This is a genomic window from Corynebacterium sp. HMSC29G08 (assembly GCF_001806875.1).
Taxonomy (GTDB): Bacteria; Actinomycetota; Actinomycetes; order Mycobacteriales; family Mycobacteriaceae; genus Corynebacterium.
The window spans coordinates 115,234-141,847 of record NZ_KV786241.1; the positions used below are offsets into that span (position 1 = coordinate 115,234).

A 26,614-nucleotide genomic window follows, 5' to 3' on the forward strand; every position below is an offset into this window, starting at 1 on the left:
ATTCTCTGGTTCAGATAATTTTAAAATTCCTGAGTACCCGAAAAGGAGCGTTCATTGACTTCTAACAAGATCCGGACCACGCACGTAGGTTCGCTGCCGCGTACAGAGGCGCTGCTTGAGGCGAATGCCCGCCGTGCTGAGGGCACGATTGAGGACAACGAGTTTTTCGAAATTCTGCAGACCTCCATTGATGAGGTTGTGCAGAAGCAGGTGGACCTTGGCATCGACATCATCAACGAGGGCGAGTACGGCCACATCACCTCTGGTGCCGTGGATTACGGCGCATGGTGGAACTACTCCTTTACTCGCCTTGGTGGTCTCACCATGACGGATGAGGACCGTTGGGCGAACCAGGCCATCAAGCGTTCCACTCCGGGCAACATTGAGCTGACCAGTTTCTCGGACCGTCGTGACCGCGCTTTGTTCTCTGAGGCTTACGAGGACCCGCACTCCGGCATCTTCACTGGGCGTGCGAAGGTGGGCAACCCGAAGTTCACCGGCCCAGTGACCTACATCGGCCAGGATCAGGTGGACGCGGATGTGAAGTTCCTGCGCGCAGCTATGGACAAGGCGGGCGCTACGGAAGGTTTCGTGGCGGCGTTGTCGCCGGGTTCCGCAGCGCGTTTGACGGATGAGTACTACCACAACGATGCTGAGCTGGTGCAGGCCTGCGCCGATGCAATGCACCATGAGTACAAAGCAATCACCGATGCTGGGTTTACCGTCCAGCTGGACGCCCCTGACCTGGCTGAGTCCTGGGACCAGATCAACCCTGAGCCGAGCCTGGAGGACTACCGCGCCTGGCTTCGCGTCCGCGTTGACGCGATCAACTCCGCGCTCAAGGGCCTACCCAAAGAGCAGACTCGCCTGCACATTTGCTGGGGTTCCTGGCACGGACCGCACGTGACGGACATTCCGTTTGAGGACATTGTTGATGAGATCCTGCGTGCGGATGTCGGTGGCTACTCGTTCGAGGGTGCCTCCCCGCGCCATGCCCACGAGTGGCGCGTGTGGCAAAACCGTGAGTTGCCGGAGAACACGCTGATCTACCCGGGTGTGATCTCCCACAGCACGAATGCGGTGGAGCACCCCCGCCTAGTTGCGGACCGCATCATCCAGTTCGCTGAGGTTGTCGGACCAGAGCGTGTTGTCGCCGCCGCCGATTGCGGCTTGGGTGGCCGCCTGCACCACCAGATTGCGTGGGCCAAGCTCGAGTCCCTGGTAGAGGGCGCGGCCATTGCCTCGGAGGAGCTTTTCTAGGCTTATCCACGTAAAAAACCACCACCCCAACCTGAACGGGGATGGTGGTCTTTGCCTGTTTGGCTTTAGTCCTCAGGCACGACGCCGAGCGCGTGGCGTACCTGAGCAAGCAGCTCAGGGTTGGTGGAAAGCACGAACGTTGCCACCTGGGCCAAGACACTCAAGGAGGAAATAATTGCGCCGATTACGGTGAATGCCACCTCAGCTTCCTCAGACAGGCTGCTTGCTTCCATCAAACGGGAACTTGCATCCGTCGGCTTCGGCGGGGTAAACGTCACCGTCGTTGGCTCCTCGATGACAGACTCCACCACGGTGGTAACCCCATCCGTGCCGGTCACCGTAGTGGTAGTAGTCACCGGGTACGTGACAGTGGTTGTTGCGGTGGCGGTGGTCGTGCCGGTCACCGTCGACTTCGTCTGGGTGCCGGAAGAACCATTGCTGGAGCTGCTCGAAGCGTTAGCAGTAGCTACACCAGTAAGAGCCAGCCCGGCAGCAGTAACAAGCGCGAGCGCGGTACGGGAATTCATACGTGCCTGAAACCCTTCGGGTGAGCTATTAGAAACCGAACTTCGGCAGACCCAGGCCGAAGTTAGCGTTGAGCATGTCGATTGCCTTGTCAATGCCCTTCGGGTTGGAGAAGATGATGAGAGCCAAGGTCAGTACGGCAGACAGGATACCCACGGAGGTGCCAATCGCGGAGCCGGTGTTCACGCCGGAGCTCTTCTTATCTTCAGCTGGGGTCTGGTCGCCCGGAGTCTGGTCGCCCTCGCCCGGGGTCTGGTCGCCCTCGCCCGGGGTCTCCGGCGTCTCCGGGGTTTCAACCGGTGTGGTCACGTTGTTGTCTCCCTTTACCGGCTCCTCGGCAACAGCCGGGGTGATAGCCAGGCCGGTTGCAACAGCGGCAGCAACAAGAGCGGTGGAAATACGCTTCATAGAAGTTCTCCTCAAAAGAAATGGGTTGATTGCATATGGGCGAGGTTGACAGCCCTTGCAATTCGGACGCATAGAAATCTATCAGGTTTAGGGGAAAAACACAGCGTCGGCCTACCGGTTAGCGTTAGTATTAGCCACCATGACTTCGTTCCAGCCAGTGCACGCAGCGGACATTCAGGCGGCGCAGGCGCGCATCTCCTCGGTAATTGAACCGACCCCTTTGCAGTACTGCCCACGCCTGTCGGAGCAGTACGGCGCCAACATTTACCTCAAGCGTGAGGACTTGCAGGATGTGCGCTCCTACAAGATTCGCGGCGCGTACTACGGCATTTCCCGGTTGAATGAGCAGGATCGCGCGGCGGGGGTGGTCGCGGCGTCGGCAGGCAACCATGCCCAAGGCGTGGCCTATGCGTGCCGGGCGCTGGGAATTCAGGGCAAGATTTTCGTGCCTAAGCCAACGCCGAAGCAGAAGCGTGACCGCATCCTGGTACACGGCGGGGAGAACATTGAGCTGGTGGTCACCGGTAACACGTTTGATGAGGCAGCCCAGGCCGCGCGTGAGGACGCTGAGGCGCGCGGCGCGACCATGATCGAGCCCTTCGACTCGCGCGACACCGTGGTGGGCCAGGGCACGGTAGCTGCTGAGGTGCTCGCACAGCTGACCGGCCAGGGCAGTGAGCTTGACACCATCGTCGTGCCGGTTGGCGGTGGCGGGCTGCTGGCGGGGGTGACCTCGTATCTTGCGGACATGTCGCCGCGCACCGCAATCGTTGGCGTGGAGCCGCGCGGCGCGGCATCCTTGCATGCGGCGATGGAGGCAGGCGAGCCAGTCACGTTGGACGATATCGACCCGTTTGTAGACGGTGCCGCTGTCAAGCGCATCGGCGCCTTTCCGTACCAGGTCATCGAGGAAAACCAGGGGCGTACTCACCTGATGATTGCGGACGAGGGCGCAGTGTGCACCGAGATGCTCGCCCTGTACCAAAACGAGGGCATTATCGCGGAACCCGCCGGCGCGCTGGCGGTGACTGGTTTGGCCAGTTTGAAAATCCAGCCTGGTTCTACCGTGGTGTGCATCATCTCTGGCGGCAACAATGACGTGCTGCGATACGCCGAGGTGATGGAGCGCTCCCTGGTACATAGGGGCCTGCGCCACTACTTCCTGGTGAACTTCCCTCAGGAGCCGGGCCAGCTGCGCTCCTTCCTTACAGACATCCTGGGCCCGGATGATGACATCGTGCTGTTCGAGTACCTGAAGAAGAACAACCGCGAAACTGGTGCCGCACTCGCAGGCTTGGAACTGAGCCGCGCAAGCGACTTAGATCCGCTGCTTGAGCGCATGGCGGCATCCCCCATTGAGTGCCGCCGCTTAGAGCCGGGCACCCCAGAGTACGAGTACATTGTTTCCGGCTAGTTAGCCCTCAATCAGCGCAAACTCCCAGGGTCCCAGCACGGTTTCGCTTGGGGTCACCTGTGGGTTGCTGAAGGAATACACCAGTGTGCCACCCACCGGCACGGTGACCGTGTTGGGGGAGTAGTTGCCCACAAACACGGTGCTGCCCTCGCGCAGGCACAGCCAGCCGGCCTCGTCGTGGGAAACCTCCAGCGTACGCAGGTCATCGCGGTTAAACCCGTGGGAGTGGCGGAGGCAGATGAGGGTGCGGTAGGCGTTGAGAAGCTTCTTCTGCTCCGCAGAAAACTCCCAGTCCAGCTTGGCTGATTCGAAGGTTGCCGGATCCGCCGGGTCGGGCACGTCGGCGTCGTTCCAGCCCTCGCGGGCGAAATCATGGCGGCGGCCCTCGCGCGTCAGTCGCACCAGCTCCGGGTCAGTGTGCGAGACAAAGAACGGAAACGGTGTCTGCGCGCAGAACTCTTCGCCCATAAACAGCATGGGGGTGAACGGCGACAGCAGCACCGTCGCAGCCCGCAGCATGAGCTGCTCGGGGCTTTCGCTTTGCGACGGCCTATCGCCCCCCGCACGATTACCCACCTGATCATGATTTGTGGTGTAGGTAACCATCTGCCACGGTGCAACATGCGACAGGTCCAGAGCACGGCCGTGGGTGCGGCCACGATACGCCGACCACGTATCACGGAAGCGATACGCGTTCGCCATGGTCTCAGCCAATATCTCGATGCTGCCGTAATCGCAGTAGTAACCCTGGCGCTCGTCGGCGATCAGGGAGTGGATGGCGTGGTGCACGTCGTCGCACCACTGGGCGGAAAGGCCGTAGCCACCGCGGGACTCATCATTGACAATGCGCGGGTCATTTTGGTCCGTCTCACCAATGATGGTGCGTGGGACGCCGGTGGCAGCGGCAATAGCGTCGGCCACCTGGCGGATTTCCTCCATGATGGAATATGCCCGACGATCATCGTAGGCCTGCACCGCATCCAGGCGAAGCCCGTCCACATGAAACTCGTCTAACCACTGATGTACCGCATCCAAGATGTAGGCGCGCACCTCGTCCGAGCCGGGGCCCGAAAGGTTGACCACATCACCCCAAGCCGTGTGCCCCGAGGTGGTGTACGGGCCGAAAAGACCCTTGTAGTTGCCCTCGGGACCGAAGTGGTTATACACCACGTCCATAATCACGGCGATGCCGTGCGCGTGCGCCGCATCCACCAGGCGCTTAAGGCCCTCCGGGCCGCCGTAGGAATGCTGCACAGCAAACCAATCCACGCCGTCATAACCCCAGTTGCGTTCACCGGCAAACGGTTGCACTGGCAGCAGCTCAATCGAGTTGACCCCAAGGTCGGCCAGGTAATCAAGCCTGTCTATCACCCCGTCAAACGTCCCCTCGGGGCTAAACGTGCCCACGTGCAGCTCGTAGAGCACTTGGTCTTTCAGTTCAATGCCGCTCCACTGGTCATCCGTCCAGGGGAATTCCGTAGCAACCACCTCGGAAGGGCCGTGAACACCCTCGGGTTGGTAGCGGGTACGCGGGTCGGGCAGGGGGGTGGACCAGGACGTGCCGTCGAAAAGCAAAAAAGCGTAGCGCTGGCCGGGGGACGGGACTTCGTCGCAGGTGAACCACCCACCGTCGGTGGTACGCATGTCGTGCTGCGTGCCGTCGATGATGATGCGCGCGCTATGCGCCGCAGGTGCCCAAATGTCGAATCGCGGTGTAGTCACAACAACCCACCGTACTAGTCTGAGAGCAATGCTCACTTCCTACCAACGTCCCGCCGCCCAGCTTGTTACCCATGAGCTGGAGATTAAACGCTCCCGCTTTATCACCTGGGTGGACCGCGCGACCACTGAAGATGAAGCACGTGACCTGATCCACCGGGCACGCGAAGCCTTCCCGGATGCGAGGCACCACTGCTCAGCTTTCATCGTGCATGTAGACGGAGCCCTGCCGATCGAGCGCTCGTCCGATGACGGTGAGCCGTCCGGCACCGCCGGCAAACCCATGCTGGAGGTGCTCAAAGGCTCCGAGATGCTCGACGTTGCTGCCGTGGTGATCCGCTACTTCGGCGGTATCAAACTCGGCACCGGTGGGCTGGTCAGTGCATATACCGATGCCGTGAGCGAGACGCTTGCGAAAACCACGCGGGTCACGCGCGCGATGAAAGAGCTGGTCACTGTGGACCTGCCGCATGCGGATGCCGGGCGCATCGAGGCCGAACTGCGCGTGCGTGGCGTAGATGTGATTGGGGTGGAATACGGCCGGCTCGCCCGCTACACCCTGGCCTATGAGCCGGGCGAGCGCGAGGTTATCGACGCCCACATTGCCGCCCTGACCCAAGGCAACGCCACGACGCGCTCTGGCGGGCACCAATGGGTGGAGCGCTAACAGGTACAATCACCGCCATGACGCTGCAGCCACGACCGAACAACCCCATCGAAGCACGCAAGCAGGCCGTGCGTACCTACTCCCGCAACGCAGCCATCTGGGCCGGCGGCGGTGTCGCAGGCGGCATTGTGCTTGGTCTGCTCGCCGGAAGCTGGACCGTGCTTATACTCGGCTTTGTCATCGCCGTTGTCGGCGGATACGTGAACTGGAACAAAGTCCAGCGCATTGTTAACCACCAGGACCAGTACTAGGCAGTGACCCAACCCGATAGCGCCCCAGTGCGCATAGACGTCTGGCTGTGGGCCGTTCGCATCTTCAAAACCCGCAGCCAAGCGGCCGAAGCTGTGCGCGCCGGGCACGTGAAACTCAACAGTGAGGCGGTGAAAGCCGCAGCACAAGTAGTGCCTGGCGATCACGTTCGCGTGTGGAAAGACCACCGCTATATGGAGTTCGACGTCACCGCAACCGTGCGCAAACGCGTCGGTGCGCCGATCGCGCGACAGTGCTACGTGGACGTGTCCCCGCCGCCACCACCGATGGACATTTTCGCCTCCATGCCGAAGCGCGACCGCGGTGCGGGCAGACCTACCAAGAAGGAACGCCGCGAAACCGATCGGCTGCTGGGCCGTAGCCGCTAACTGCGCAGTTTGGCCAACCGCCGCGTGAGGCGAAGCTTGCGCTCCCTCGGACGGTTACCCGCATCCCACGTGCGCTCAATGTGCTCGGTGCCGAAGCGGTTGAGCAACACGTCGTCCACAATGCGCACTTGGCCCGGGGTAAACGGGCTTTTGATGGAATGCAGCACCGCTTCAACGTCGGCGGGGTTGAGCAGCTCCGCAAGTTGGTCGACGCGTTCAATGCCATGGATGCGCAACAGTTCGTTGAGGAAGCGGTACGTAGTGGCACGTGAGAGCGGGTACTGGGACCCCAGGTACACCGTGAGGATGCCCGGTAGGGTTTCCGGTGTCAGTTCCGCAGTGGTGTCGGATGCCTCCGCCGGTGTTGCCTGCTTGTGTGAGTTTGTGATGCTTGCGATCTGGTCAAACTGCTGGTCCGCAAGTTCAATAAGGCCAGCGGCAAGGGTAAACGCGCGGTCTACTTGCGGGTCCGTTTTCGCCTCTGCGGCGCGTTTGTAGCGGATATCGTGCTCAAACTCCGCCCACGCGTGCTGCAGCACAGTACGGATTTGGACTTCAAAGACGGTACCAATGTAGTCCTCAAGGCCTTCTGAATTATCCGTGACTCGCACCTGCAGGTGGTGCGAACCGTAGCCAAAGCCCCCTGAGACACGCGTTTCCTCGGCCTTGTTCACGCTGCGCAGGACCTCGAACTGGTCTGCTAAAAGACGCTGCACCGCGGGGATCTCAGTCGAATGCAGGACTGTCACGCGTGCCCCGATGATGTCTTTGATGTCAGTCCACGGATCGGGGTAGACAGGGTTGCCCTTCTCGTTGAGTTTGCGGGCTTTTTCCTTCAACGAGGTCCACGTTTTCACCCGCACGTCCACCCGGTCAAAGGTGATGCCGGCGTCAGACATAAGCTCATGCAACGCGTCGCGAAAGTGGGTAGCAATCTCCGGGTTGGCCTTGACCCACTCCGCGTATGTGGAACCCAGCCGGGCAATGGTGATGTTGTCTTGCCTAGGCATAGTTACACGCGTCCCGTCTGGGTGAGTTGGGAAGAGACCAACAAGGCAGTAGGCAAGACCGCGAACAGATCTGCAACGTCCGTGTCACCCGAATAAACCTTGCCGGTGAAGCGGTCCGTCCACTCGCCTTCAGGAAGGCGGACAGTGGTCTCGCCCCAGCCACCGCGCGCCTCAAGGCCAAGTGGGGTGCGGGTGGCAAGGGCGATGACGCTGGGACCTGCGGCGTCGCCACGCGCAAGCCCGATCAGGCAATCGTGGGCCTCGCCGACAGCGAAGACAGCCTGGTGGTCGCCTTCCGTAAACAACGCCGGGTACTCCAGGCGCAAGTGCAGGCCCTCGGTAGTGGTGAGCAGTTTCGCGCGGTCAGCTCCCCCGGGGCTGGTGATATCGCCTATAAACGCCGCCGCATCAAAGTCATCGCTTAAGCGGGCCTCGCGGTAGCTGGCGAGTATGGACGCACGCACGCCATAGTCCACAAACCGCCGGTTATCCGGATCAACCAGGGAGTAGTCGAAGCACTCCTGGCCCTGGTACGTATCAGCCACACCGGCACCAGCCAGCTGCAGCGCCTTGCGTCCGAGCGAGACCACCACGCCACCGCGATGCAGATCAGCGGCAAGGCGTGCGATGTCCTCAGTCGCAGGTCCATCAATCAGCGCATCAATCCAAGCGACGATGGCGTGTTCATAGTCGTCCTCGCGGTCCAGCCAGGTGGTGTTCACACCGGCTTCACGTATCGCTTTCAGTGCGTACTCGTGCAGACGCATACGCAACGACTCGCTGATGGCGCCGTTGGTCGGCCACACACCCAAGACGTTTTGCAGCAAGAAATGGCCGGTGAACGTATCAGGTGGTGGCACCAGTGCAAACACGTTACGTGTGAGCTCCGCAAAAGCGGCATCAACCTCAGAGATCTCCAGCATGCGGGCGCGGGTGTCCTCGCTGCGTTTAGTGTCGTGCGTGGTCAGCGAGGTCATCGCCTTCGGCCACAGGTGGGCACGCTCTTGTTGCAACAGGTGGAACTCCGCCGCACTCACCCCGAATCGGCCCGGCGCGCCCCCGACCTCCTGGAGAGCCACAAGGCGGCTTGCACGGTAGTACAAGGTGTCTTCCACACCCTTGGCCATCACTGCGCCGCTGACTTGGGCGAAGCGTGTTTCTGCCTCGCCTCGGGCCAGCATGGCGGCGGAGATCAGGTTCAGGGCGTCTACACGATCAGGCTGGGCAACAGCCATCTCTGCGATCACGGTGGACAGGATGCGCGACAGGGAGCGGTAGTCCGCGCGGTAGACCGGAATGGCAGACATCAGTTCCACGACGGTGTCTATGAGATCTTCCTCGCTGACGTCATTGCCTGCGGTGGAGAAGTTGTCGCGGCGTATCGCCCGCGCCAGCCTGCGAACCTCTGCGGCCAGCTCGTAGGTGGCTACGCGGCGCTTGAGTTGTGGTTCTGCGGCGTCAAGTGCGGCCTCGTCCCAGGTGGAGCCGGTGTGCTGCATGGCTAGCACGGACAGAGCGTCTTCAGCGTCTTGATTGACAAACACGCCGTCGAGTTCACGCATGGCGTCATAACCCGTGGTGCCGTCGATCTTCAGACGAGGATCCAAAGGCTCGGTCACCTCAAGGATCTTCTCCACCACCAGCCAGCGGTCTGGGCCAATTAAGTCTCGTAGCCGGTTGAGGTACTCAAACGGATCCGCAAGGCCATCCGGGTGGTCCACACGCACGCCGTCAATGAGGTCTTCCGCGATCAGTTGGCGAAGAAGCCGGTGCGTGCGCTCGAAGACCAGCGGATCCTCCTGGCGTACACCAGCTAGGCCGTTGACGGAAAAGAAGCGACGATAGGAGATCACCCCGTCGCGCCAGTACATCAGCTTGTAGGGTTGGCGCTGGTAGACGTCCAACGCGGCGTCGTCAAGCGAATCAAAGCTCCCTGGTGTAACGGGGAAGTAGGAGTCGTAGTACTTCAGCACTACCTCGCCATCGGGGGCGGCGCCTTCAGGGAACGCCTCCGCGGGCAAGTGGACCAGCTCAAGCTTGTCCTCATCGCCCTCCTTGGCCAAAACCGGCATCCCCATCTTGCCGCCGGCGCCGTTGTCTTCATGCCAATCAATGTCGAAATAGCACTCAAACTCCGAATCCCGGCCGTGCTTCAGCACGTCCCAGAACCACTGGTTCATCCGCGGGTTTTCCACACCCAGGTGGTTCGGCACGATGTCCAGGATCAGTCCAAGGCCACTGTCGTGGGCGACGCGAGCCAGCTCGCGTAAACCCTCAATGCCACCGAGCTGTGGGTTCACCGTGGTGGGGTCAGTCACGTCATAATTGTGATTGGACTCAGGCATCGCAGTGAAAATGGGGGAGAGGTAGATGTGAGACACCCCAAGATCGCGCAAATATGGCACTTGTTGGGCGGCTTCAGCAAAACCAAAGGTCCTGCCATCTGGGTCCGCATGGGGACCACGAAGTTGCAGGCGGTACGTGGAAGTAATAGGCCGGCGCATGTAGACAACCCTAGCGCCGCAACGCCCATCGGCTACGCCAACGAAACGCGTGTGCGAGCAAGCAGCGGAAACCCGAGCGAGAACAACAACACACCCTCGGGCCCCAATGCGCGGACAACATCAAACTGATCCGCATCAAAGACAAACAGCTCACGCTGATCCCGTGAGAAGAACACCAGATCCTGCGTCGGGCTCAGGATCGAAGAAAAGTGTGCGTGCAGCATGCCAAACGTCAACGGGTGCGCACACCAGGCAGCGGCAGTATTCGCATCACCACGGACCTCCACGCCACGCGGGGCGTGGGAGCCCAGTATCACGGACGCGGGGCGGGAGAAAAACTGCACACCGGAAGCCGTAACCGCCGTTGCCCGCAAGGATCGCGCAGCAGCATTCCACGCCTGGTGCGGGCTCAACCCCAGTTCACCAACCTCCTGGTGCGTCAGCACCTCACCGTTGGGCCCCTCGAAAGCACACACCAACCCAGGCGACAGGCTGACAAACGCCGTGGAAGCGTCAAAACCTGGAGTAAGCCACGCCTTGGCACCACCGGCTACAGATGGGTCGCGCCGGGCGAGGCGGGGGAAAAGCCGGTGGTTGATAGGGGATACGCAACGATGGTCTAAAAGTGTTGTCTGCATATGTATTAGACCGCGAAGCACCCGCCCCGGTTCCCTCGCGTCGGGAAAAACTTTTGCTACTCGTCGTAGCCAAGTGCCTCCAACAGCTCAGCGGCGGTCCAGATCTGGATCTCCTGGCCCTTTTCCTGCAGCTCACGGGCGCGTTTTTCCTTCGACGTCATCGTTGCCCACTCACCAGCAACCAAGATCGTGGTCTTCTTGGTCACGTTCTTACCCACCTGGCCGCCGTGCGCGGCGATGCCGGCCCACAACTCGCCCTTGTCAAAGGGCTCGAAGTCACCCGACAAGGTGACGTTCTCGCCGTACAACGGGGAGTTCGGGTCAGCTGTGGCATCCGGCTCCGGGATCATATCCGGGGTAGCCACCGCATCCCACGGCGCAGGCCGGCGCGTGCGCTTCGGGGCATTGGCAACGTTCTGGTTGTTGCCCTCAGGTTCAACTACGGCGTCCACCACCGCGGTCATCGAACCTTGCTTGGCAGCTTTTGCCTGAAGGGCCCTCGTTGCCCCAGATCGGTCCCGTAACACCGGCGTTACCCGGTCATGATCAATCGAGCCCAACGCAAACCCAGCGCCGTGGACAAAGCCCATGAGACTGCCCTCGTACCCGGCGCCCCGGGCAAGCCCGGTCAGGATACCAGCGCAGGCCGCGGCGTCAGCTGCCGCGTCGTGGTGATTATCCAACGCAACGTTGAAATGTTTGGCCAGGGTTGGCAGGCGGTGGTTTTGCACATCAAGCTTGGTGGCGCGCGAAAGCGCCAGCGTGCAGGCAAACATCACCCGCGGCACCGGCGTGTGCGAAGCCAAGCAGGCGTATCGCAGTGCCGAGGCGTCAAACTGGGCGTTATGCGCCACTATGGGAAGCTCACCAATAAACGCGGCGACATCCTCCATCAAGTCCCCGACTGCCGGGCAGTCAACGATATCCTCTGCAGTAATTCCGTGGATGGACACATTAAACGGATCGAAGGAGTCAAGGCCGGTAGGCGGGCGGCATTTCCACGACACCCGCTCGACTTCCTCGCCGTCGATGACCTTCACCATGCCGATCTGGCAGATGGAACCCCACTGCTGGTTTGCGGTCTCCACGTCCAGGGCCACAAAGCTCAGCCCAGGAATGCCGGCTGCGCCATCAACCGCTGCAGCCTCAGGAGCCTCACCGCGACGAGCGGCTTCGATCAGCGCCACCAAAGCCTTCGGGCCCTCAGGATCGGTGGGGTAGAAGTGAAGGGTCAGCGCGCCGTCGGCAAGCTTCAGCTCCAAGGAGCTTGGTGACCATGAGTCACCTGCAAACTCAGTCATGCCCGTGATCTCTGCAAGCGGAATGACACGATCAGCGGAATCGCCGCGCAGGGATGCCGCAAGCAGGGTCGGAGAAACCACCACCTCACGGTTAGTCACCATCACCCGAGCACCGTGGACTGCAAACATGTTGTATCTACCTCACCGGGGGTTCGACCTGTTTAAGCACCAGCGTGGCACGCGCCGGAACCACTACCGTATCGCCTGCCGCCACAACCGTTTTTACCTCGGGGTACCCAAGCGGCTCAGTGGTGTCAATCAACATCTCCCACGTAGCGCCGAACTGCTGCGGCGGCACGGTGAAATCAATGTCCTCAAAGTGAGCGTTAAACAGCAGGGCAAACGAGTTATCGTTGACCTTGCGGCCTCGGCGATCCGCCTCTGTAATGGCATCACCGTTGAGGTAGACCATCAGCGCCTTGCCAAAAGCGAAATCCCAATCGCTTTGCTTCATCAGCTGTCCGTCCGGAGTCAGCCAGGCAATCTCACGATCCGGCACGTCCTCGCCCAACGCGCCACCGCTGAGAAAGCGGCGACGGCGAAACACCGGGTGCGCCTTACGGATGGCAATGAGGCGTTTGGTGAAATCGTGCAGCTCCTTGGATTCCTCCAACAGCTCCCAGTTCATCCACGCAATCTCATTGTCCTGGCAGTAGACGTTGTTGTTGCCATTCTGCGTGCGCGCAAACTCGTCACCGTGCGCAATCATCGGAGTGCCTTGGGAAAGCAACAGCGTGGTCAGGAAATTACGGCGCTGCTGTGCACGCAGCTGCAGCACCTCAGGATCATCCGTGGGGCCCTCCACACCACAGTTCCAGGAGCGGTTGTGGCTTTCACCATCACGGTTGTCCTCACCATTGGCCGCGTTGTGCTTTTCGTTGTAGCTGACCAAGTCATTGAGTGTGAAGCCGTCGTGTGCGGTGATGAAATTAATGGAGTGCGTTGGACGACGCCCATTGTGCTGGTAAAGGTCAGAAGACCCAGTCAAACGTGAAGCAAACTCGCCCAGGGTGGAGTCTTCGCCGCGCCAGAAATCACGCATAGTGTCGCGGTACTTGCCGTTCCACTCGCTCCACAGTGCTGGAAAGTTGCCAACCTGGTAACCGTTCTCACCCACATCCCAGGGTTCCGCGATCAGCTTGACCTGGCTGACAATCGGATCTTGCTGGACAAGGTCAAAGAACGTGGCCAGGCGGTCCACGTCAGAAAACTCACGCGCCAGGGTGGAAGCCAGATCGAAGCGGAACCCATCCACGTGCATCTCAGTGACCCAGTAACGCAGCGAATCCATGATCAGCTGTAGTGAATGTGGGTCGCGCACGTTCAGCGAGTTACCGGTACCGGTGTAGTCCATGTAGTGGAAGCGATCCCCGTCTACCAGGCGGTAGTAGGCCTCATTATCAATGCCGCGAAACGCAATGGTTGGGCCCATATGGTTGCCCTCAGCGGTGTGGTTGTACACCACATCCAGGATCACCTCAATGCCGGCCTCGTGGTAGGCGCGCACCATATGCTTGAACTCTGCCACCGCATCGCCCGGCTTCTTGGAAGAAGCGTAGTGATTCTCCGGCGCGAAGAAGCCAAACGTGTTGTAGCCCCAGTAGTTGCGCAGGCCTAGGTCGCGCAAGCGATCGTCCTGAAGGAACTGGTGCACTGGGAGCAACTCGATTGCAGTTACGCCAAGATCCGTGAGGTATTCCACCATCGCCGGGTGTGCCATGCCGGCGTAGGTGCCGCGCAGGTTCTCTGGAATCTCCGGATGCAGCTGCGTCATCCCCTTAACGTGGCATTCATAAATCACGCTTTCCTCATCCGGGATGTTGGGGGAGCGGTCATCGCCCCAATCAAAGAATGGGTTGATCACCACAGACAGCATTGTGTGGCCCAGCGAGTCTTCCTCGTTGCGGCCAGCGCCCGGATTGTCTGCATGCACGTCATAGGAAAACAGTGAGGAGTGCTGGTCAAACTCACCATCAAACGCGCGCGCATACGGGTCAACCAACAGCTTGTTCGGGTCGCAGCGTTTGCCGTTTTCCGGGTCCCAGGGGCCGTGCACACGGTAGCCGTAGCGCTGGCCTGGGGAAACGCCAGGGAGGTAGGCGTGCCAGACGTGGTTATCTACCTCTTCTAATGGGACGCGGGTTTCGTGCATGTCCTGGTCGATCAGACACAGCTCAACTTTGGTGGCAACACTAGAAAACAGTGCAAAGTTCGTGCCCGCCCCGTCATACGTCGAGCCCAGCGGGTACGCGGACCCTGGCCAGGTCTCCGGTGTTTCGGGCGAGCCGGAAGGCTGGTTGATGGTTTCAGTCATGTCGGTCGATCATACGCCCGGCGAGCACAAGCCGTTGAGCAGCAGTCGAACAGCCGTTGCATGATCGTGCTCACTGCGGGCGGCTGACCTACCCGTCAGCTCTGCAAGCTGGGCTCCCGACTGTTCCACGGCGGCTGCTCCCAGGGTCATGTGTAGCAGTCCGCTCGCCGCGGCGCGCTTGTTGCTTATCGACGCCACGTCGCCCACCCTTGCCTCAACCACCTCTTCAAAACGCTGCGTCAGTGCCGTGCCGAGGGAAGCCTCCGGATAGCCGAGGGCGGTGACGACAACCTCAGCCCCGTCCCGAATGTCCAGTGCACATGAATAAAGCTGGGCGCACAATGCTTCAGGGTCGTCCGTTCCGGAAGCCAAAACCGGGGCAACAATTGCCTCTGCCAAGGAAGCGATGAGTGCCTGTTTGTTGGCAATGTGCCAGTACAACGCGCCAGGGGCGACGCCAAGGGAAGTGGCAACGCGGCGCATGGTGACATCCGCCAGCCCGTATTGGCGCAGAATGTCAAGCGCCGCTTCGGTGATTGATGCGCCGGTGAGTTGCATAGTTGCTCACTGTACTCACAGAAAGGATTCAGAGGGCTTACAAGGCTGTTGGACAATAAGCCCAGCTTGACGCTGTTAGAATCGGTCGGAGAATATTTCACTGGATGTAGTCCATGTAGTCATGTAGTCCATTTTTGAGGAGAGATTAGTTCCGTGACGCTTCCCTTAGCTTCGAAGAAGTCTGTCGCAGTGGCCGCCGCAGCAGTCGTATTGTCCTGCACGCTAACCGCGTGTGGATCTGATTCTGAAACCACCGCGGGTGGGGGTCTTTCCACCGCAGCTACCGCGCCAGGGGCTGCCAATGCGACGGACGCCAGCGTTGCTGAAGGGCCGTCGGCAGAGAATGAAACGTCGAAGTCCTCTGAGGCGAAGCCAACCACCAGTGCGGGGAAGAAGGACCGTAATGGTGAGAAGAAGGATGAAGGCAATCACGGAGACCAAGCGATTCCGACGCTGATCAACCCGCTTGAGGATGGCCTTGAGGAGCCGACGTTTGAGCCGCTTGCAGGTGGCCGCGAAGGCACTGACGCAGAGCGCAGGGAGATGCAAGAGGTGGTGACCAAGATTGGTAATCCGGAATCCTTTGCTAAATGGAGCAGGGTGATCATAGAAAACTCTTGCGCTGCTGTTCGTGAGCCCGCGATGGAGGAGCTTGAGCGTCAGGGTGTGACCTTGGATATGATGGAGGAAATTTCGGCTCAGCAGGAGGCGCTTGCAAAGTCGAATGGGGAACCCCTTGACCTGCCGCGCTCTGAGGTCAGTGTGTCCGACGTCCGTGTTGAAGGGGATCGTGCATCCGCCACTGTGCACAGCAAGACCAACGCCGGTGAGAACGAAAGCGTGATGCTGTTTGCTAAGGAAGATGGCAAGTGGAAGGTGTGTACGAACTAAGTCGGCCTTCGAGCGCACGCAGGCTGCGTATTGACCCTGCTGTTGGTAGTGTCGCAGGGCTTCTGCTTGCGGGGCTTGGGATTGGTGTAGTCGGCGGGCTTGCATGGGGAATGCTTCGCCCGACCCTGGTTATTGACGCCGCTGGCGCTGTCGATGAGATGGCAAGCGACCCGAACGCCATATTTGCCACTGTTGGTTGGCTCAGCGTCACTGCTGCCGTTATCGGCGTGGTGCTGGCCACCGTCGCGTGGTACCAACGAAGACGCGTCGGCTACCTGCTGTGGCTGATTGCCGTTGCCGTGGCGGCCACGTTCACCGTGATTGCTGTCGGCGACACGGTGGCACTCATGCAGCACCGTGGTGACCCCACACGGATCGCACCACCCCTGGCCACGCCAGCCGTGTGGGTAGTGGCACCGTTTGTTGCGGCAACGATCTACTGGCTGCGAAACGTTATGGCGTACTTGGCGGCCACTGAACGTACGTAGCGCCAGATACGATCACACTGACCCGATCCATGGCGGCAAGGCACGACAGGATCGCGGTGATGACAAAGTTGTCGCGCTGCTGATCACTCAGGCCGTTAACAATCGGCAGCGACGCTTCCGCCTGCACGTGCAGGGTTGCTAGATCTTTGTGTAGGTACACACCGGTGCCAAGGGCGTGATCAGTCACGTCGTTGCACGCAAGCCAGGTGCGTAAGAACGCTGATCTCTCATGCAGGCCGGTATCCCACATGGACGCCACACGGATGTAAGCACCGGTGTCCACCATCAGTGCAAACGTCACCCCGTTGACACCGGTGGCAATGACCCCGTCAGTCACCGCGTAGGAAAACTCGAGCGCCTCCAGCGAGGTCTTGAGTGCCTCCAAATCCACTGGCTTTGGCATGCTCAACGCTGGGGGAGGGGTGTAGAGGTCGGGCGCGTGAAACGCAGCGTCGTCAAGCAGAAGCTCCTTGAGCAACGCCTGATGATCCTGGGAGCGCATCAGCGCGGGCGGAAGCGGGGTATCAAAACCAATGGGCAGCGTATGTGCGCGCAGCTGTGTGGCAAACCCCTGCTGCTGCTCGCAGAAGTTGGCCAGGAATGTTAGCAGCTGAGCATCGCTGAGCCCATAGCGAATGGGGATCGCGCTGCGCAGGCGGACACGGAAATCACCAGCATCCAGCAAGCGGCACGAGGCAACCGGACCCAACTGATCACGATTCCACTGGTTGCAAAGCTGGGCGAGGTCAGTCGCAGCCTCAAAAGCTGTGGGGATGCGATCTACCGCGTCCAACACAAGCGTCTGCGGACGCTGGTAGGAAATCCACACAGTCAGCGTTGCCGTGGGCAGGCCAACCACCACCCGATCCGGGCGAGTCAGCGTGTCAAAGCCCAAGCCATGCAACGCAGCAGCTACTCGCGTAAGGGTGACTTCTTCAAGCGGCTCATGGTTTCGGCCGCTTTCTACTCGCCTGTGTCTACCCATGTGGGTGAGTTTAGGCCCGCTGAGCCACTGACAGGGATAGACTTAGACAAATGCTGCACGTGACCGATCTCCGGGACCAAACTCCAACTACTTCTCAGCTGCGCCGCCTTATGCCGCGAGGAGGCGTCGATGTCGCCTCAGTGCTGCCAACGGTGGCGCCGATTATTGAGGCTGTGCGTGAAGAAGGCGCTGAGCGCGCGCTTGCATACGGTCAACAGTTTGACCATGTGCGCCCAACGTCCGTGCAGGTGCCAGCAGAAGTCATCGACGCCGCCGAGGCCGGACTAACCCCTGAGCTGCGCGCCGCGCTGAAGGAGGCAATCGCGCGCATTCGCAAGGTGCATGCGGAGCAGAAGCCTGCCGCACACACCACCACGCTGGCAGATGGCGCAACGGTGACGGAGACGTTCCTGCCTGTGGCACGCGTGGGTTTGTACGTGCCGGGTGGTAAGGCTGTCTACCCATCCAGTGTGCTGATGAATGTGATCCCCGCCCAGGAAGCCGGCGCGGAGTCCATGGTGGTCTGCACCCCGCCACAGGCAGACTTTGGTGGTTGGCCGCACCCGACGATCCTGGCTGCCTGCAAGCTGCTGGGGGTGGACGAGATCTGGGCTGTTGGCGGCGCGCAGGCCGTGGCGCTGATGGCCTACGGCGATGACGCACATGAACTGGAGCCGGTGGACATGATCACTGGGCCAGGCAACATCTTCGTTGCGGCGGCTAAGCGCCTGGTCAATGGCGTTGTTGGCATCGATGCAGAGGCAGGCCCCAGTGAGATCGCGGTGCTTGCAGACGCTGGTGCGAACTCCACCTACGTTGCCCTCGACCTGATCTCGCAGGCCGAGCACGACGAGAACGCCGCGAGCGTGCTGATCACAGACTCGGAAACCTTTGCACAAGACGTTGTGGACAAGGTGGAACGCTTCAGTGCACAAACCCTCAACGCGGATCGCGCAGCCTCCGCACTTGGTGGCAAGCAATCTGGCGTGGTGCTGGTGCGCGACATGGAGCAGGGCATTGCCGTTGCCAACGCGTACGCCGCCGAGCACTTGGAGATCCACACCGCAAACGCTCGTGAGGTGGCGCAGCGCATCACGAATGCGGGCGCAATCTTCATCGGGCCGTACTCTCCGGTGCCGCTGGGCGACTACGCCGCAGGCTCCAATCACGTCTTGCCAACCTCTGGTACGGCACGCTTCAACGCTGGGCTGAGCACGCATACGTTCCTTCGCCCAGTCAACCTGATTGAATACGACAAGGCAGCCATGCGAGACATTGGCCACCACATCATTGCGCTGGCCAAAGACGAGCAACTGCCCGCACACGGCGAAGCAATCGCCGCAAGGATGGAGGACTAAACCCCATGACGTCTCCAGATAAGCTCCCACTGCGCGAGGAGCTGCGTGGCAAGCACGCCTACGGCGCACCGCAGCTGGATGTTGCCGTGGCCCTTAACACCAACGAGAACCCCTACCCGCCGTCGGATGCGCTGATTGCAGACCTCGTTGCAGAAGTACAAAAGGTGGCAAGCGGACTCAACCGCTACCCGGAGCGCGACGCTGTAGTACTGCGCGACGCGCTGGCGGCCTACGTGACCACCCAGACCGGGGTAGCAGTCACGCGCGAGCACGTCTGGGCAGCCAACGGCTCCAACGAAGTGCTCCAGCAATTGCTGCAAGCTTTCGGTGGACCGGGCCGCAGCGCCATGGGCTTTATCCCTAGCTACTCCATGCACCCGATCCTGTGCGCCGGGACCCAGACCGAATTTATCGGCGTGCCTCGTGGTGAAGACTTCCGCATTGATATGGATGTGGCGCTTGCCGCAATTGCCAAGCACCAGCCTGACGTTATCTTTGTCACTACCCCGAACAACCCCACCGGTGACGTCACCGACATTGCAGACATCGAGCGCATCATCCAAACCGCGCCGGGCATTGTGATTGTGGATGAAGCCTATGCAGAGTTTTCGCCGTCCCCATCTGCGTGCACGCTGGTGTCTGAGTACCCGCAGAAACTTGTGGTTAGCCGCACGATGAGCAAGGCGTTCGACTTTGCTGGAGGCCGTCTCGGGTACTTCGTGGCCGACCCCGCGTTTGTTCAGGCCGTGATGCTGGTGCGCCTGCCCTACCACCTGTCGGTGCTCTCCCAGGCTGCGGCGACGGTGGCGCTGAAGCATGCCAACGACACGCTGGCAACGGTGGAGAAGCTCTCCCGTGAACGTGAGCGGGTCCAAGCGGAGCTTCTTGCTATGGGCTATGACGTGGTGCCGAGTGAGTCGAACTTCCTGTTCTTCGGGCGCTTCGAGGATGCTGCTTCTGCGTGGCAGCAGTTCCTGGACCGCGGGGTTTTGATTCGAGACGTTGGCGTGCCGCACCGGCTGCGTGTGACCATTGGTCTAGACACGGAAAATGACGCATTTTTGCAGGCAGCGAAGGAGATAATCAATGGCTGATGGGGTAGTGGATGCGCCGCGTATTGGGCGCGGGGCGCGTACGACAAGTGAGTCGGACATCACGGTAGAGATCAATCTGGACGGCACCGGCAAGTGCAATGTAGATACCGGTCTGCCGTTTTTTGACCATATGTTGAACGCCTTTGGCACCCACGGTGCGTTTGACTTGACCGTGACTGCGAAGGGCGACACTCACATTGACGCGCACCACACGGTGGAGGACACCGCCATTGTGCTGGGTCGCGCGCTGGCTGAGGCGATTGGGAACAAAGCAGGCATTCGCCGCTTCGGCTCGATGCTGCTTCCTATGGACGAAACGCTGGTCGAGGCGGTCGTAGATTTCTCCGGCAGGCCCTACTTTGTCATGAATGGTGAGCCGGAAAACATGGACTGGCAGATCATCGGCGGCCACTATGCCACCGTGATCAACCGGCACTTTTTTGAAACGCTGGCGTTGAACTCCGCGGTTACCCTGCATGTAAACGTGCGCTACGGTCGGGACCCCCACCACATCACGGAAGCTGAGTACAAAGCGGTGGCACGCGCTCTCCGTCAGGCGGCCGAAGCGGATCCGAAGGTGAGCGGTATCCCTTCCACAAAAGGTGCCCTCTAAAATCCAATGAGGTAACTGAAAAGCGAACACACAGAAGGGAGCGTGACAGTGGCGTTGATCGGCGCTTTTTCAAGGGCGCGTAGGCCGTTAACACCAGAAGAAGTAAGTGGTGTGACATCGGTGTGGCGGGCCCGAGGCATGGTCACCGTCATGTTCACGGTGGCTTCCGCTTTCATCGCATGGTCAATGCTCCTGCCAGTTGTTCCTACAGCCGTGTTGGACGCTGGCGGCTCCGAAATGCTTGCGGGGCTAAGCACTGGCATATTCATGCTGTTCGCGGTGACTACCCAAGTGCTCACTCCATTGCTTTTGCGTGTGTGTGGGTATCGCTTAGTCATGTTCACCTCAGCGCTGCTGCTTGGCGGACCCGCTTTTGGCTACATGCTTGGGATGGAGCCTGGCGTGCTGCTGACGGTGAGTGCGATTCGCGGTGTTGGCTTTGGCGCCTTGTCGGTGGCGCAGGCAGCGATTGTCGCGGAACTTGTGCCGCTGCGCATGCTTGGGCGTGCTACGGGGTCGCTGGGGTTGTTCGTTGGGGCGTCCCAAATGGTCGCTTTACCGTTGGGCCTTTTGCTTGTAGACGCAGTGGGCTACAACGGGGTCTACGTCATCGGAGCCATCGTCGGGTTGCTCTCATTGTTTGCGGCGGTGCTGATCCCGACACTGATGCCAGCTGCTGAGGATCATGCCTCCACCAACGTGATTCGTGTGCCAACGTGGCACCTGGTCCTTGTGCCTGCTTTGGCGATGTTGTTTATCGCAACTGCGTACGGCGCGATTACTAACTTCCTTCCCGCGTCCATGCGGGAGTTGGATGCCACACACGGCGCAGCCTTTGGCGGTGTAATGCTGGGTCTGCTCAACTTTGCCGTCATGCTCTCGCGCTTTTATGCAGGCCGCGTGACTGACCGTAAAGGACAGCCGGGAAGCGTGGTCATACCGTCGCAAATTTGCGCAGCGATTGGTGTTTTTATGATCACGGTGATTCTTGTGATGGAACTGCCGGTTTGGACAATGGCCATCGCAGTGATCTTCTACGGGCTTGGTTTCGGTGCTGTGCAAAATGAGGCACTGACCATGATGTTCTACCGTCTGCCGCGCTCGAAAGCATCCCAAGCTTCTGCGATTTGGAACATTTCGTACGACAGCGGCACGGGAATTGGCTCCACGGTTTACGGCATGATGCTGGCGGGAATGACCTTTGCCCCCATGTTTGGCATCGCTGCAACGGTGATTCTGCTCGGACTTGGCGTGACCCTGCTGGATAGACAGCTGGGCCGCTATCGTGTGGTGGAAGTGAACAACCTTGCGGTTCGCCTGAAGTCCGTACAGGTACCGGGGCGCAGAAGGCCGAAGCGCTAAAATCAACGCCCATGTCTACACACCAACCCTCGGTAGCACTTTTAGATTATGGCGCAGGAAACCTACGTTCTGCTCAACGTGCCCTTGAGCACGTCGGCGCACAGGTCAACGTCACCCGCGACCCCAAGGAAGCTGTTGAGGCCACGGGCCTTGTCGTACCAGGCGTTGGTGCGTTCGCGGCGTGTATGCAGGGGCTGAATGCGGTTGGTGGGCCGCGCATTGTTGGCCAGCGCCTCGCAGGGTCGCGCCCAGTGTTGGGGATCTGCGTTGGCATGCAGGTCATGTTCGAAACAGGCGTGGAGCACGGGGTTGAGGCGAAAGGGCTGGGAGAGTGGCCGGGCAGCGTGGATAAGCTTCAAGCCCCAGTGCTGCCCCATATGGGGTGGAATACCGTGGAGCAGCCCAAGGACACCGTCATGTTTGATGGCATCGACCCAGATGCGCGCTTCTACTTTGTGCACTCGTATGCCGCACGGGAGTTTCCGCTGCAGGAAGATGACTTCATTGCATACCCCAAGGTGGCGTGGGCGCAGCACGGGCACTCCCGGTTTGTGGCAGCTGTTGAAAACGGCCCACTTTGGGCAACGCAGTTCCACCCGGAAAAGTCCGGGGATGCGGGCCTGGCGCTACTGCGCAACTGGGTGAAACAGCTGGGTTAGACTAGCCGCTATGACATTTACTCTGCTGCCAGCTGTCGATGTGGTTAATGGCCAGGCTGTTCGCCTGGATCAGGGGGAAGCCGGAACTGAAAAAGTCTACGGGGACCCCCTTTCTGCGGCCAAGCAGTGGCAGGACGAGGGCGCGACCTGGTTGCACTTTGTGGATTTGGATGCGGCCTTTGGGCGCGGATCCAACCATGAGCTGATGGCAGACATCACCCGCCAGTTAGACATCAATGTGGAGCTGACCGGCGGCATTCGGGACGATGCAAGTCTGGAGCGCGCCCTGGCAACCGGAGCAAAGCGCGTGAACATTGGTACCGCCGCGCTGCAGAATCCGGAGTGGATGGAGTCTGTTATTGCGCGCTACGGCGACAAGGTGGCTATTGATCTTGCGGTGCGTGAAGAAAACGGGCAGTGGCAGGCCAAGGGCAATGGTTGGACTTCTGACGGTGGGGACCTGTGGGAGGTGCTCGAGCGTTTTGATGCTGCGGGCTGCACCAGGTTCGTGGTCACTGACGTGAGCAAAGACGGCACGCTAGCTGGCCCGAACGTGGAGCTGTTGCGTGAGGTCTCTGCCGCGACGGACGCGTTTGTTACGGCTTCCGGTGGTATTGCCACGATTGAAGACGTCACGCAGATTGCCTCCTACGCGGACGAAGGCATTGATTCTGTCATCATTGGCAAGGCGCTGTATGAGAAGCGCTTTACTCTGCGTGAGGCGCTTGCTGCAGTAGGTGCCTGCTAGCCGTGTCGGCGGATATTCAGCGCTATTTGGACGTTGCGCTTGAGGCTGTGGCCAAGGCGCGTGAGGTGCTGTTGGCTCACCGAGGTGCGGCGCCTGCCTTGATCAAAGGCAAGGGTGATTTTGCCACCGAGGCTGATTTAGCAATTGAGGCGCTGCTGCGTGAACACCTGCGCAGGGAAACCGGTATCAACGTCTTTGGGGAGGAAAACGGCGGCGAGTTCACCCCGGAGGCCTGCTGGGTGCTCGATCCTATAGACGGCACGTCGAACTACTCCGCCGGCAACCCGAATTGCGCTATTTTGGTCTCTCTCGTGTTGGAAGGCCAGCCGGTCCTCGCAGTCGTAGACATGCCGCTGTTGGGCTTGCACGTTTCTGCCTGCGCAGGCGGCCCAGTGGTGTGTAACGGTGAGGTGCTGCCGCCATTAGAGGACACCGGTGGGCAGGGGCGTGCCGCACAGGTGGGCGTTGGTTCGGTTGGCTCAGATGACCGAGTGCGCTTCCCAGCGCCGCTGCGTCTGGCCTTGATCGGTCTGCTTGCAGACGGCCCGTTGCGCCCACGTATCTCCGGATCCGTTGGCGTGGACCTGGCGTTTGTAGCGCTTGGTATCTACCGGGCGGCAGTGAGCTTTTCCCCGTATGTGTGGGACAACGCCGCAGGTGTTCTGCTTGCGCGTTGCGCTGGAGCGATAGTCACGGACGTGGATGGAGGGCCGTGGACGCCTGAGAGTGTAGGGGCGATCGTTGGTGCGCCGTCAGCGCATGAGACGGTGCTCAGTAGCATGTTGCACATATCCGCAAATACATAAATAAGGAGCAGCCATGACCGTAGCTGTGCGAGTGATTCCCTGCCTGGACGTGGATAACGGCCGCGTGGTCAAGGGTGTGAATTTTGAAAACCTCAAAGATGCTGGCGACCCAGTGGAGTTAGCCAAGCGTTATGGCGAAGAGGGTGCAGATGAGTTGACGTTTTTGGACGTCACTGCATCTAAAGAGGGCCGCGGCACGATGCTTGAGGTTGTGCGCCGAACCGCGGACCAGGTGTTTATCCCACTGACCGTTGGTGGCGGTGTGCGCAGTGCTGATGATGTGCGTGAGCTGCTGCGCGCCGGCGCGGACAAGGTCAGCGTGAACACTGCAGCGATTGCGCGACCAGAGCTGCTGCGTGAACTGGCGCAGGAGTTTGGCTCCCAGTGCATTGTGCTCTCTGTTGATGCGCGACGCTGCACTGACGCCTCCGGCGCAGAGACCACGCCTTCCGGTTTCGAGGTGACCACGCATGGTGGTACTCGCTCCGCTGGACTGGATGCCATTGAGTGGGCACGTACCGGCGAGCAGTTGGGTGTTGGTGAGATCCTGCTGAACTCCATGGATGGTGACGGCACGAAGGAAGGCTTCGATCTTGAGCTTTTGCGCCAGGTTCGCGCGGCGGTGAGCATTCCAGTGATCGCCTCTGGTGGCGCGGGTAGCGCTGCGCACTTCCCGCCGGCGGTATCAGCGGGTGCGGATGCGGTGCTCGCGGCGTCTATCTTCCACTTTGGTGAGGTGTCTATCGCCGAGGTGAAGCAGGCGCTGGCTGACGCGGGTTATGAGGTGCGTTAGATGCCTCAAGAAGTGTCTCAGGAGCTCACCAACCCGGCCGATTTTGAGCTAGACCCGGACATTGCTGCACGTCTTAGGCGCAACGCGGCTGGCCTTGTCCCTGCGATTGTGCAGGCGGTTGACACGCGCGAGGTGCTGATGATGGCGTGGATGGATGACCACGCGCTCGCGCACACGTTGGCTACGCGTCGTGGCACGTACTATTCGCGTTCGCGCAAAGAGTACTGGATCAAGGGCTTGACCTCAGGAAACGTGCAAGCAGTGGAGTCGGTGGCGCTGGATTGTGATGGCGACACGATTCTGGTTACGGTGCGGCAAACGGGTGGGGCCTGCCACACGGGCGATCGCACGTGTTTTGACGCGGATGTGTTGCTGTGATGGCGCCGCACAGAATTGGGGCGATGCTGATCGCGCTTGGCGCCACGCTGTTGGCTGTGTTTTCGCGTGTGCCATGGATCACCGCCACCTATGAGGATTCTCTATCCGGCGGTGGTGTTGCCCAGATCCGTGGTGCGGACTGGTCTACGGAGACCACCGCCGTTGCGCTTTTGCTGTTCGTCGGCGCCTTGGGGGCTTTTGCTTTACGACGCCTAGGTCGCCGCACCACAGCGATCATCTCCGCCATTGCCGCTGTCGGTGCAGCGGTCTCGCCGGCGCTGCTGCTTGCGCGCGGGGCCGATGCGGAGCGTGTGCACGCGCTTTTGACCTCTGGTGCAGACGCAGCGCAAACAACAGCGTCGAAAGCGGAGCTGATTTCGGAGTGGGCAAAGATCACCTCCACGGACGTCTCCACAGCGTTTCCACTGCTCACACTGCTTGGTGCGGCGCTTGCCATGGTGGGTGCGGTCATTGTTGCGCTGCGTCCAGGCAAGGACGCACCGAAGCTGAGCAAGTACGAAAAAGAGGCGGTGCGGCGCAAGCATCTCGAAGAAGACATGGAGGCGCGACCTGACTCAGGCCGCGTTATGTGGGACGCGCTGGACGCGGATATTGATCCCACCGATTTCTCCACAGAGCGCTAGGCGCACTAGCCTTAGGCACATGCTGGGGTCGAGCGTGGTTAATCCGGTGGTGGACGGGGTGCTGCGTGACGTCGAAAAGCGGGAAGCTCAAGTGCCTTTCAAGGAGATCAAGGCGCGCTCCCGTGACATGGAACCCACGCGAGACGCCCGTGCCGCGCTTTTGCGGCCGGGCTGCAGTGTGATTGCAGAAATCAAGCTGAACTCGCCCGTCTTTGGCCCGACCAGGGTTGATCGACGGGCGATTGCTGAAGTGTCGAAAGCTATTGAAGACGGCGGGGCGCACCTAATTGCATGCCAGACTGAGCGCCTGCGTTTTGATGGCTCCCTGCACGACATGGCCGCCGCCCGTGCAGCAGTGAGTCTGCCAATGGTGTGCCGCGACGTGATTGTGGATCCGTATCAGATCCATGAAGCGCGCTGCTACGGCGCGGACGTGCTGCCGCTGCAGGTGGGGATTTTGGAGGAAGCCAGGCTGGCGGCTCTTCTAGACCGCGCGGAATCGCTGGGCATGGTGGTGATGGCGGAGGTGCGCACGCCTGAAGAAGCGGACTTGGCGCTGAGGGTGGGGGCGAGCGTGATCGCGGTGAACTCTTGGACCTTTGACACCAACGATTTGCGCCACGGCGTCTTCGCTGAGATTGTGCCCGGCCTACCCAGCGAGGTGATCAAGATTTCGCTGGGTGGCGTGACTTCTGTGCGTGACCTGTTGGATGCGGCCTCAAGTGGTGCGGATGCCGTGTTGGCGGCGGAAGCGATCATGAGCGGTGACGATATCTTTGCCGCTACGCGCAAGCTTGCTGCGGCTGGACAACACCCCTCCTGCCCGAGACGGTAGTGTG

28 protein-coding genes are annotated in these 26,614 nt (G+C 60.5%); 18 read left to right on the plus strand and 10 right to left on the minus strand.

Features of this window, described 5'->3' with window-relative positions; genetic code table 11:
• Positions 1-54: 54 nt before the first annotated feature.
• Positions 55-1,260, plus strand: a complete 1,206-nt coding sequence (locus HMPREF3101_RS05790) for a cobalamin-independent methionine synthase II family protein (RefSeq protein ID WP_070463597.1) — start codon at positions 55-57, stop codon at positions 1,258-1,260.
• Between the two features lie 65 nt (positions 1,261-1,325).
• On the opposite strand, the gene HMPREF3101_RS05795 is transcribed toward HMPREF3101_RS05790, so the two are convergent.
• Both HMPREF3101_RS05795 and HMPREF3101_RS05800 read right to left on the minus strand, forming a co-directional pair.
• Positions 1,326-1,787, minus strand: a complete 462-nt coding sequence (locus tag HMPREF3101_RS05795) for a hypothetical protein (protein WP_070463599.1) — start codon at positions 1,785-1,787, stop codon at positions 1,326-1,328.
• Positions 1,788-1,815: 28 nt separating this feature from the next.
• Complete coding sequence (locus HMPREF3101_RS05800) at positions 1,816-2,193, minus strand: hypothetical protein (RefSeq protein WP_070463601.1); 378 nt, start codon at positions 2,191-2,193, stop codon at positions 1,816-1,818.
• Positions 2,194-2,332: 139 nt separating this feature from the next.
• Between HMPREF3101_RS05800 and ilvA the strand changes: the two genes are divergently transcribed.
• Positions 2,333-3,607, plus strand: coding sequence for a threonine ammonia-lyase IlvA (gene ilvA, locus HMPREF3101_RS05805; RefSeq protein WP_070463603.1), 1,275 nt, complete (start codon positions 2,333-2,335; stop codon positions 3,605-3,607).
• Here the strand turns inward: ilvA and treZ are convergent, their stop codons facing one another.
• Positions 3,608-5,329: a malto-oligosyltrehalose trehalohydrolase gene (treZ, locus tag HMPREF3101_RS05810; RefSeq protein ID WP_141737368.1), complete on the minus strand. Its 1,722-nt coding sequence runs from the start codon at positions 5,327-5,329 to the stop codon at positions 3,608-3,610.
• Positions 5,330-5,357: 28 nt separating this feature from the next.
• On the opposite strand from treZ, the gene HMPREF3101_RS05815 reads away from it, so the two are divergent.
• The 3 genes from HMPREF3101_RS05815 to HMPREF3101_RS05825 are packed head-to-tail and all read left to right on the plus strand — an operon-like array spanning position 5,358 to position 6,631.
• Positions 5,358-5,993: an IMPACT family protein gene (locus tag HMPREF3101_RS05815; protein WP_070463606.1), complete on the plus strand. Its 636-nt coding sequence runs from the start codon at positions 5,358-5,360 to the stop codon at positions 5,991-5,993.
• Between the two features lie 17 nt (positions 5,994-6,010).
• Positions 6,011-6,244 carry a hypothetical protein gene (locus HMPREF3101_RS05820; protein ID WP_070463608.1) on the plus strand — a complete coding sequence of 78 codons (234 nt, stop codon included), beginning with the start codon at positions 6,011-6,013 and terminating at the stop codon, positions 6,242-6,244.
• A gap of 3 nt (positions 6,245-6,247) precedes the next feature.
• Positions 6,248-6,631 (plus strand): RNA-binding S4 domain-containing protein, encoded by a 384-nt coding sequence (locus HMPREF3101_RS05825; protein ID WP_070463610.1) that lies wholly within the window; start codon positions 6,248-6,250, stop codon positions 6,629-6,631.
• Here the strand turns inward: HMPREF3101_RS05825 and HMPREF3101_RS05830 are convergent.
• From HMPREF3101_RS05830 to HMPREF3101_RS05855, 6 genes are read right to left on the minus strand one after another with little or no spacing between them, the layout of a single operon-like run.
• Entirely contained in the window at positions 6,628-7,641 is a 1,014-nt protein-coding gene (locus HMPREF3101_RS05830) for a GTP pyrophosphokinase (protein ID WP_070463611.1), read from the minus strand. The two genes, HMPREF3101_RS05825 and HMPREF3101_RS05830, sit on opposite strands and share 4 nt — an antisense overlap.
• A gap of 2 nt (positions 7,642-7,643) precedes the next feature.
• A complete protein-coding gene (gene treY, locus HMPREF3101_RS05835; RefSeq protein WP_070463613.1) occupies positions 7,644-10,145 on the minus strand; it encodes a malto-oligosyltrehalose synthase in 2,502 nt (833 codons plus the stop codon).
• 32 nt (positions 10,146-10,177) lie between these two features.
• Entirely contained in the window at positions 10,178-10,783 is a 606-nt protein-coding gene (locus HMPREF3101_RS05840) for a hypothetical protein (protein ID WP_141737369.1), read from the minus strand.
• Positions 10,784-10,839: 56 nt separating this feature from the next.
• Complete coding sequence (locus HMPREF3101_RS05845) at positions 10,840-12,213, minus strand: exonuclease domain-containing protein (protein ID WP_070463617.1); 1,374 nt, start codon at positions 12,211-12,213, stop codon at positions 10,840-10,842.
• A 7-nt stretch (positions 12,214-12,220) separates the two neighbouring features.
• Positions 12,221-14,398, minus strand: a complete 2,178-nt coding sequence (gene glgX, locus HMPREF3101_RS05850) for a glycogen debranching protein GlgX (protein ID WP_070463619.1) — start codon at positions 14,396-14,398, stop codon at positions 12,221-12,223.
• A gap of 9 nt (positions 14,399-14,407) precedes the next feature.
• Positions 14,408-14,956: a TetR family transcriptional regulator gene (locus HMPREF3101_RS05855; protein WP_070463621.1), complete on the minus strand. Its 549-nt coding sequence runs from the start codon at positions 14,954-14,956 to the stop codon at positions 14,408-14,410.
• A 153-nt stretch (positions 14,957-15,109) separates the two neighbouring features.
• On the opposite strand from HMPREF3101_RS05855, the gene HMPREF3101_RS05860 reads away from it, so the two are divergent.
• On the plus strand, positions 15,110-15,847 hold the full coding sequence (locus HMPREF3101_RS05860) for a nuclear transport factor 2 family protein (protein ID WP_141737370.1): 738 nt from the start codon (positions 15,110-15,112) through the stop codon (positions 15,845-15,847).
• Positions 15,826-16,335, plus strand: a complete 510-nt coding sequence (locus HMPREF3101_RS05865; protein ID WP_141737371.1) for a hypothetical protein — start codon at positions 15,826-15,828, stop codon at positions 16,333-16,335. The genes HMPREF3101_RS05860 and HMPREF3101_RS05865 overlap by 22 nt, the downstream gene beginning before the upstream one ends.
• Here HMPREF3101_RS05865 and HMPREF3101_RS05870 read toward each other — a convergent pair.
• Positions 16,301-17,320 (minus strand): YbjN domain-containing protein, encoded by a 1,020-nt coding sequence (locus HMPREF3101_RS05870; RefSeq protein ID WP_070463627.1) that lies wholly within the window; start codon positions 17,318-17,320, stop codon positions 16,301-16,303. The two genes, HMPREF3101_RS05865 and HMPREF3101_RS05870, sit on opposite strands and share 35 nt — an antisense overlap.
• Positions 17,321-17,370: 50 nt before the next feature.
• On the opposite strand from HMPREF3101_RS05870, the gene hisD reads away from it, so the two are divergent.
• The 11 genes from hisD to HMPREF3101_RS05925 all read left to right on the plus strand — a co-directional run bounded on the left by hisD (position 17,371) and on the right by HMPREF3101_RS05925 (position 26,610).
• Positions 17,371-18,678, plus strand: coding sequence for a histidinol dehydrogenase (gene hisD, locus HMPREF3101_RS05875; RefSeq protein WP_070463628.1), 1,308 nt, complete (start codon positions 17,371-17,373; stop codon positions 18,676-18,678).
• Between the two features lie 5 nt (positions 18,679-18,683).
• Positions 18,684-19,772 (plus strand): histidinol-phosphate transaminase, encoded by a 1,089-nt coding sequence (locus HMPREF3101_RS05880; RefSeq protein WP_070463630.1) that lies wholly within the window; start codon positions 18,684-18,686, stop codon positions 19,770-19,772.
• Entirely contained in the window at positions 19,765-20,385 is a 621-nt protein-coding gene (gene hisB / locus HMPREF3101_RS05885) for an imidazoleglycerol-phosphate dehydratase HisB (protein WP_070463632.1), read from the plus strand. Before HMPREF3101_RS05880 ends, hisB begins: the two co-directional genes overlap by 8 nt.
• A gap of 111 nt (positions 20,386-20,496) precedes the next feature.
• The gene (locus tag HMPREF3101_RS05890) at positions 20,497-21,747 is read left to right on the plus strand and encodes an MFS transporter (RefSeq protein WP_246816660.1); all 1,251 of its coding nucleotides are present in this window, start codon (positions 20,497-20,499) and stop codon (positions 21,745-21,747) included.
• An 11-nt stretch (positions 21,748-21,758) separates the two neighbouring features.
• The gene (hisH, locus tag HMPREF3101_RS05895) at positions 21,759-22,406 is read left to right on the plus strand and encodes an imidazole glycerol phosphate synthase subunit HisH (protein ID WP_070463636.1); all 648 of its coding nucleotides are present in this window, start codon (positions 21,759-21,761) and stop codon (positions 22,404-22,406) included.
• A 10-nt stretch (positions 22,407-22,416) separates the two neighbouring features.
• Positions 22,417-23,154, plus strand: a complete 738-nt coding sequence (gene priA / locus HMPREF3101_RS05900; protein ID WP_070463637.1) for a bifunctional 1-(5-phosphoribosyl)-5-((5-phosphoribosylamino)methylideneamino)imidazole-4-carboxamide isomerase/phosphoribosylanthranilate isomerase PriA — start codon at positions 22,417-22,419, stop codon at positions 23,152-23,154.
• 2 nt (positions 23,155-23,156) lie between these two features.
• Positions 23,157-23,960: an inositol monophosphatase family protein gene (locus tag HMPREF3101_RS05905; RefSeq protein WP_070463639.1), complete on the plus strand. Its 804-nt coding sequence runs from the start codon at positions 23,157-23,159 to the stop codon at positions 23,958-23,960.
• Between the two features lie 13 nt (positions 23,961-23,973).
• Positions 23,974-24,753: an imidazole glycerol phosphate synthase subunit HisF gene (gene hisF, locus HMPREF3101_RS05910; RefSeq protein ID WP_070463641.1), complete on the plus strand. Its 780-nt coding sequence runs from the start codon at positions 23,974-23,976 to the stop codon at positions 24,751-24,753.
• Positions 24,754-25,131, plus strand: coding sequence for a phosphoribosyl-AMP cyclohydrolase (gene hisI, locus HMPREF3101_RS05915; RefSeq protein ID WP_070463643.1), 378 nt, complete (start codon positions 24,754-24,756; stop codon positions 25,129-25,131). It abuts the gene before it with no gap.
• Positions 25,131-25,775: a TIGR02234 family membrane protein gene (locus HMPREF3101_RS05920; protein WP_070463644.1), complete on the plus strand. Its 645-nt coding sequence runs from the start codon at positions 25,131-25,133 to the stop codon at positions 25,773-25,775. The genes hisI and HMPREF3101_RS05920 overlap by 1 nt, the downstream gene beginning before the upstream one ends.
• Before the next feature lie 19 nt (positions 25,776-25,794).
• Positions 25,795-26,610: an indole-3-glycerol phosphate synthase TrpC gene (locus tag HMPREF3101_RS05925; protein ID WP_070463645.1), complete on the plus strand. Its 816-nt coding sequence runs from the start codon at positions 25,795-25,797 to the stop codon at positions 26,608-26,610.
• Positions 26,611-26,614: the final 4 nt, after the last annotated feature.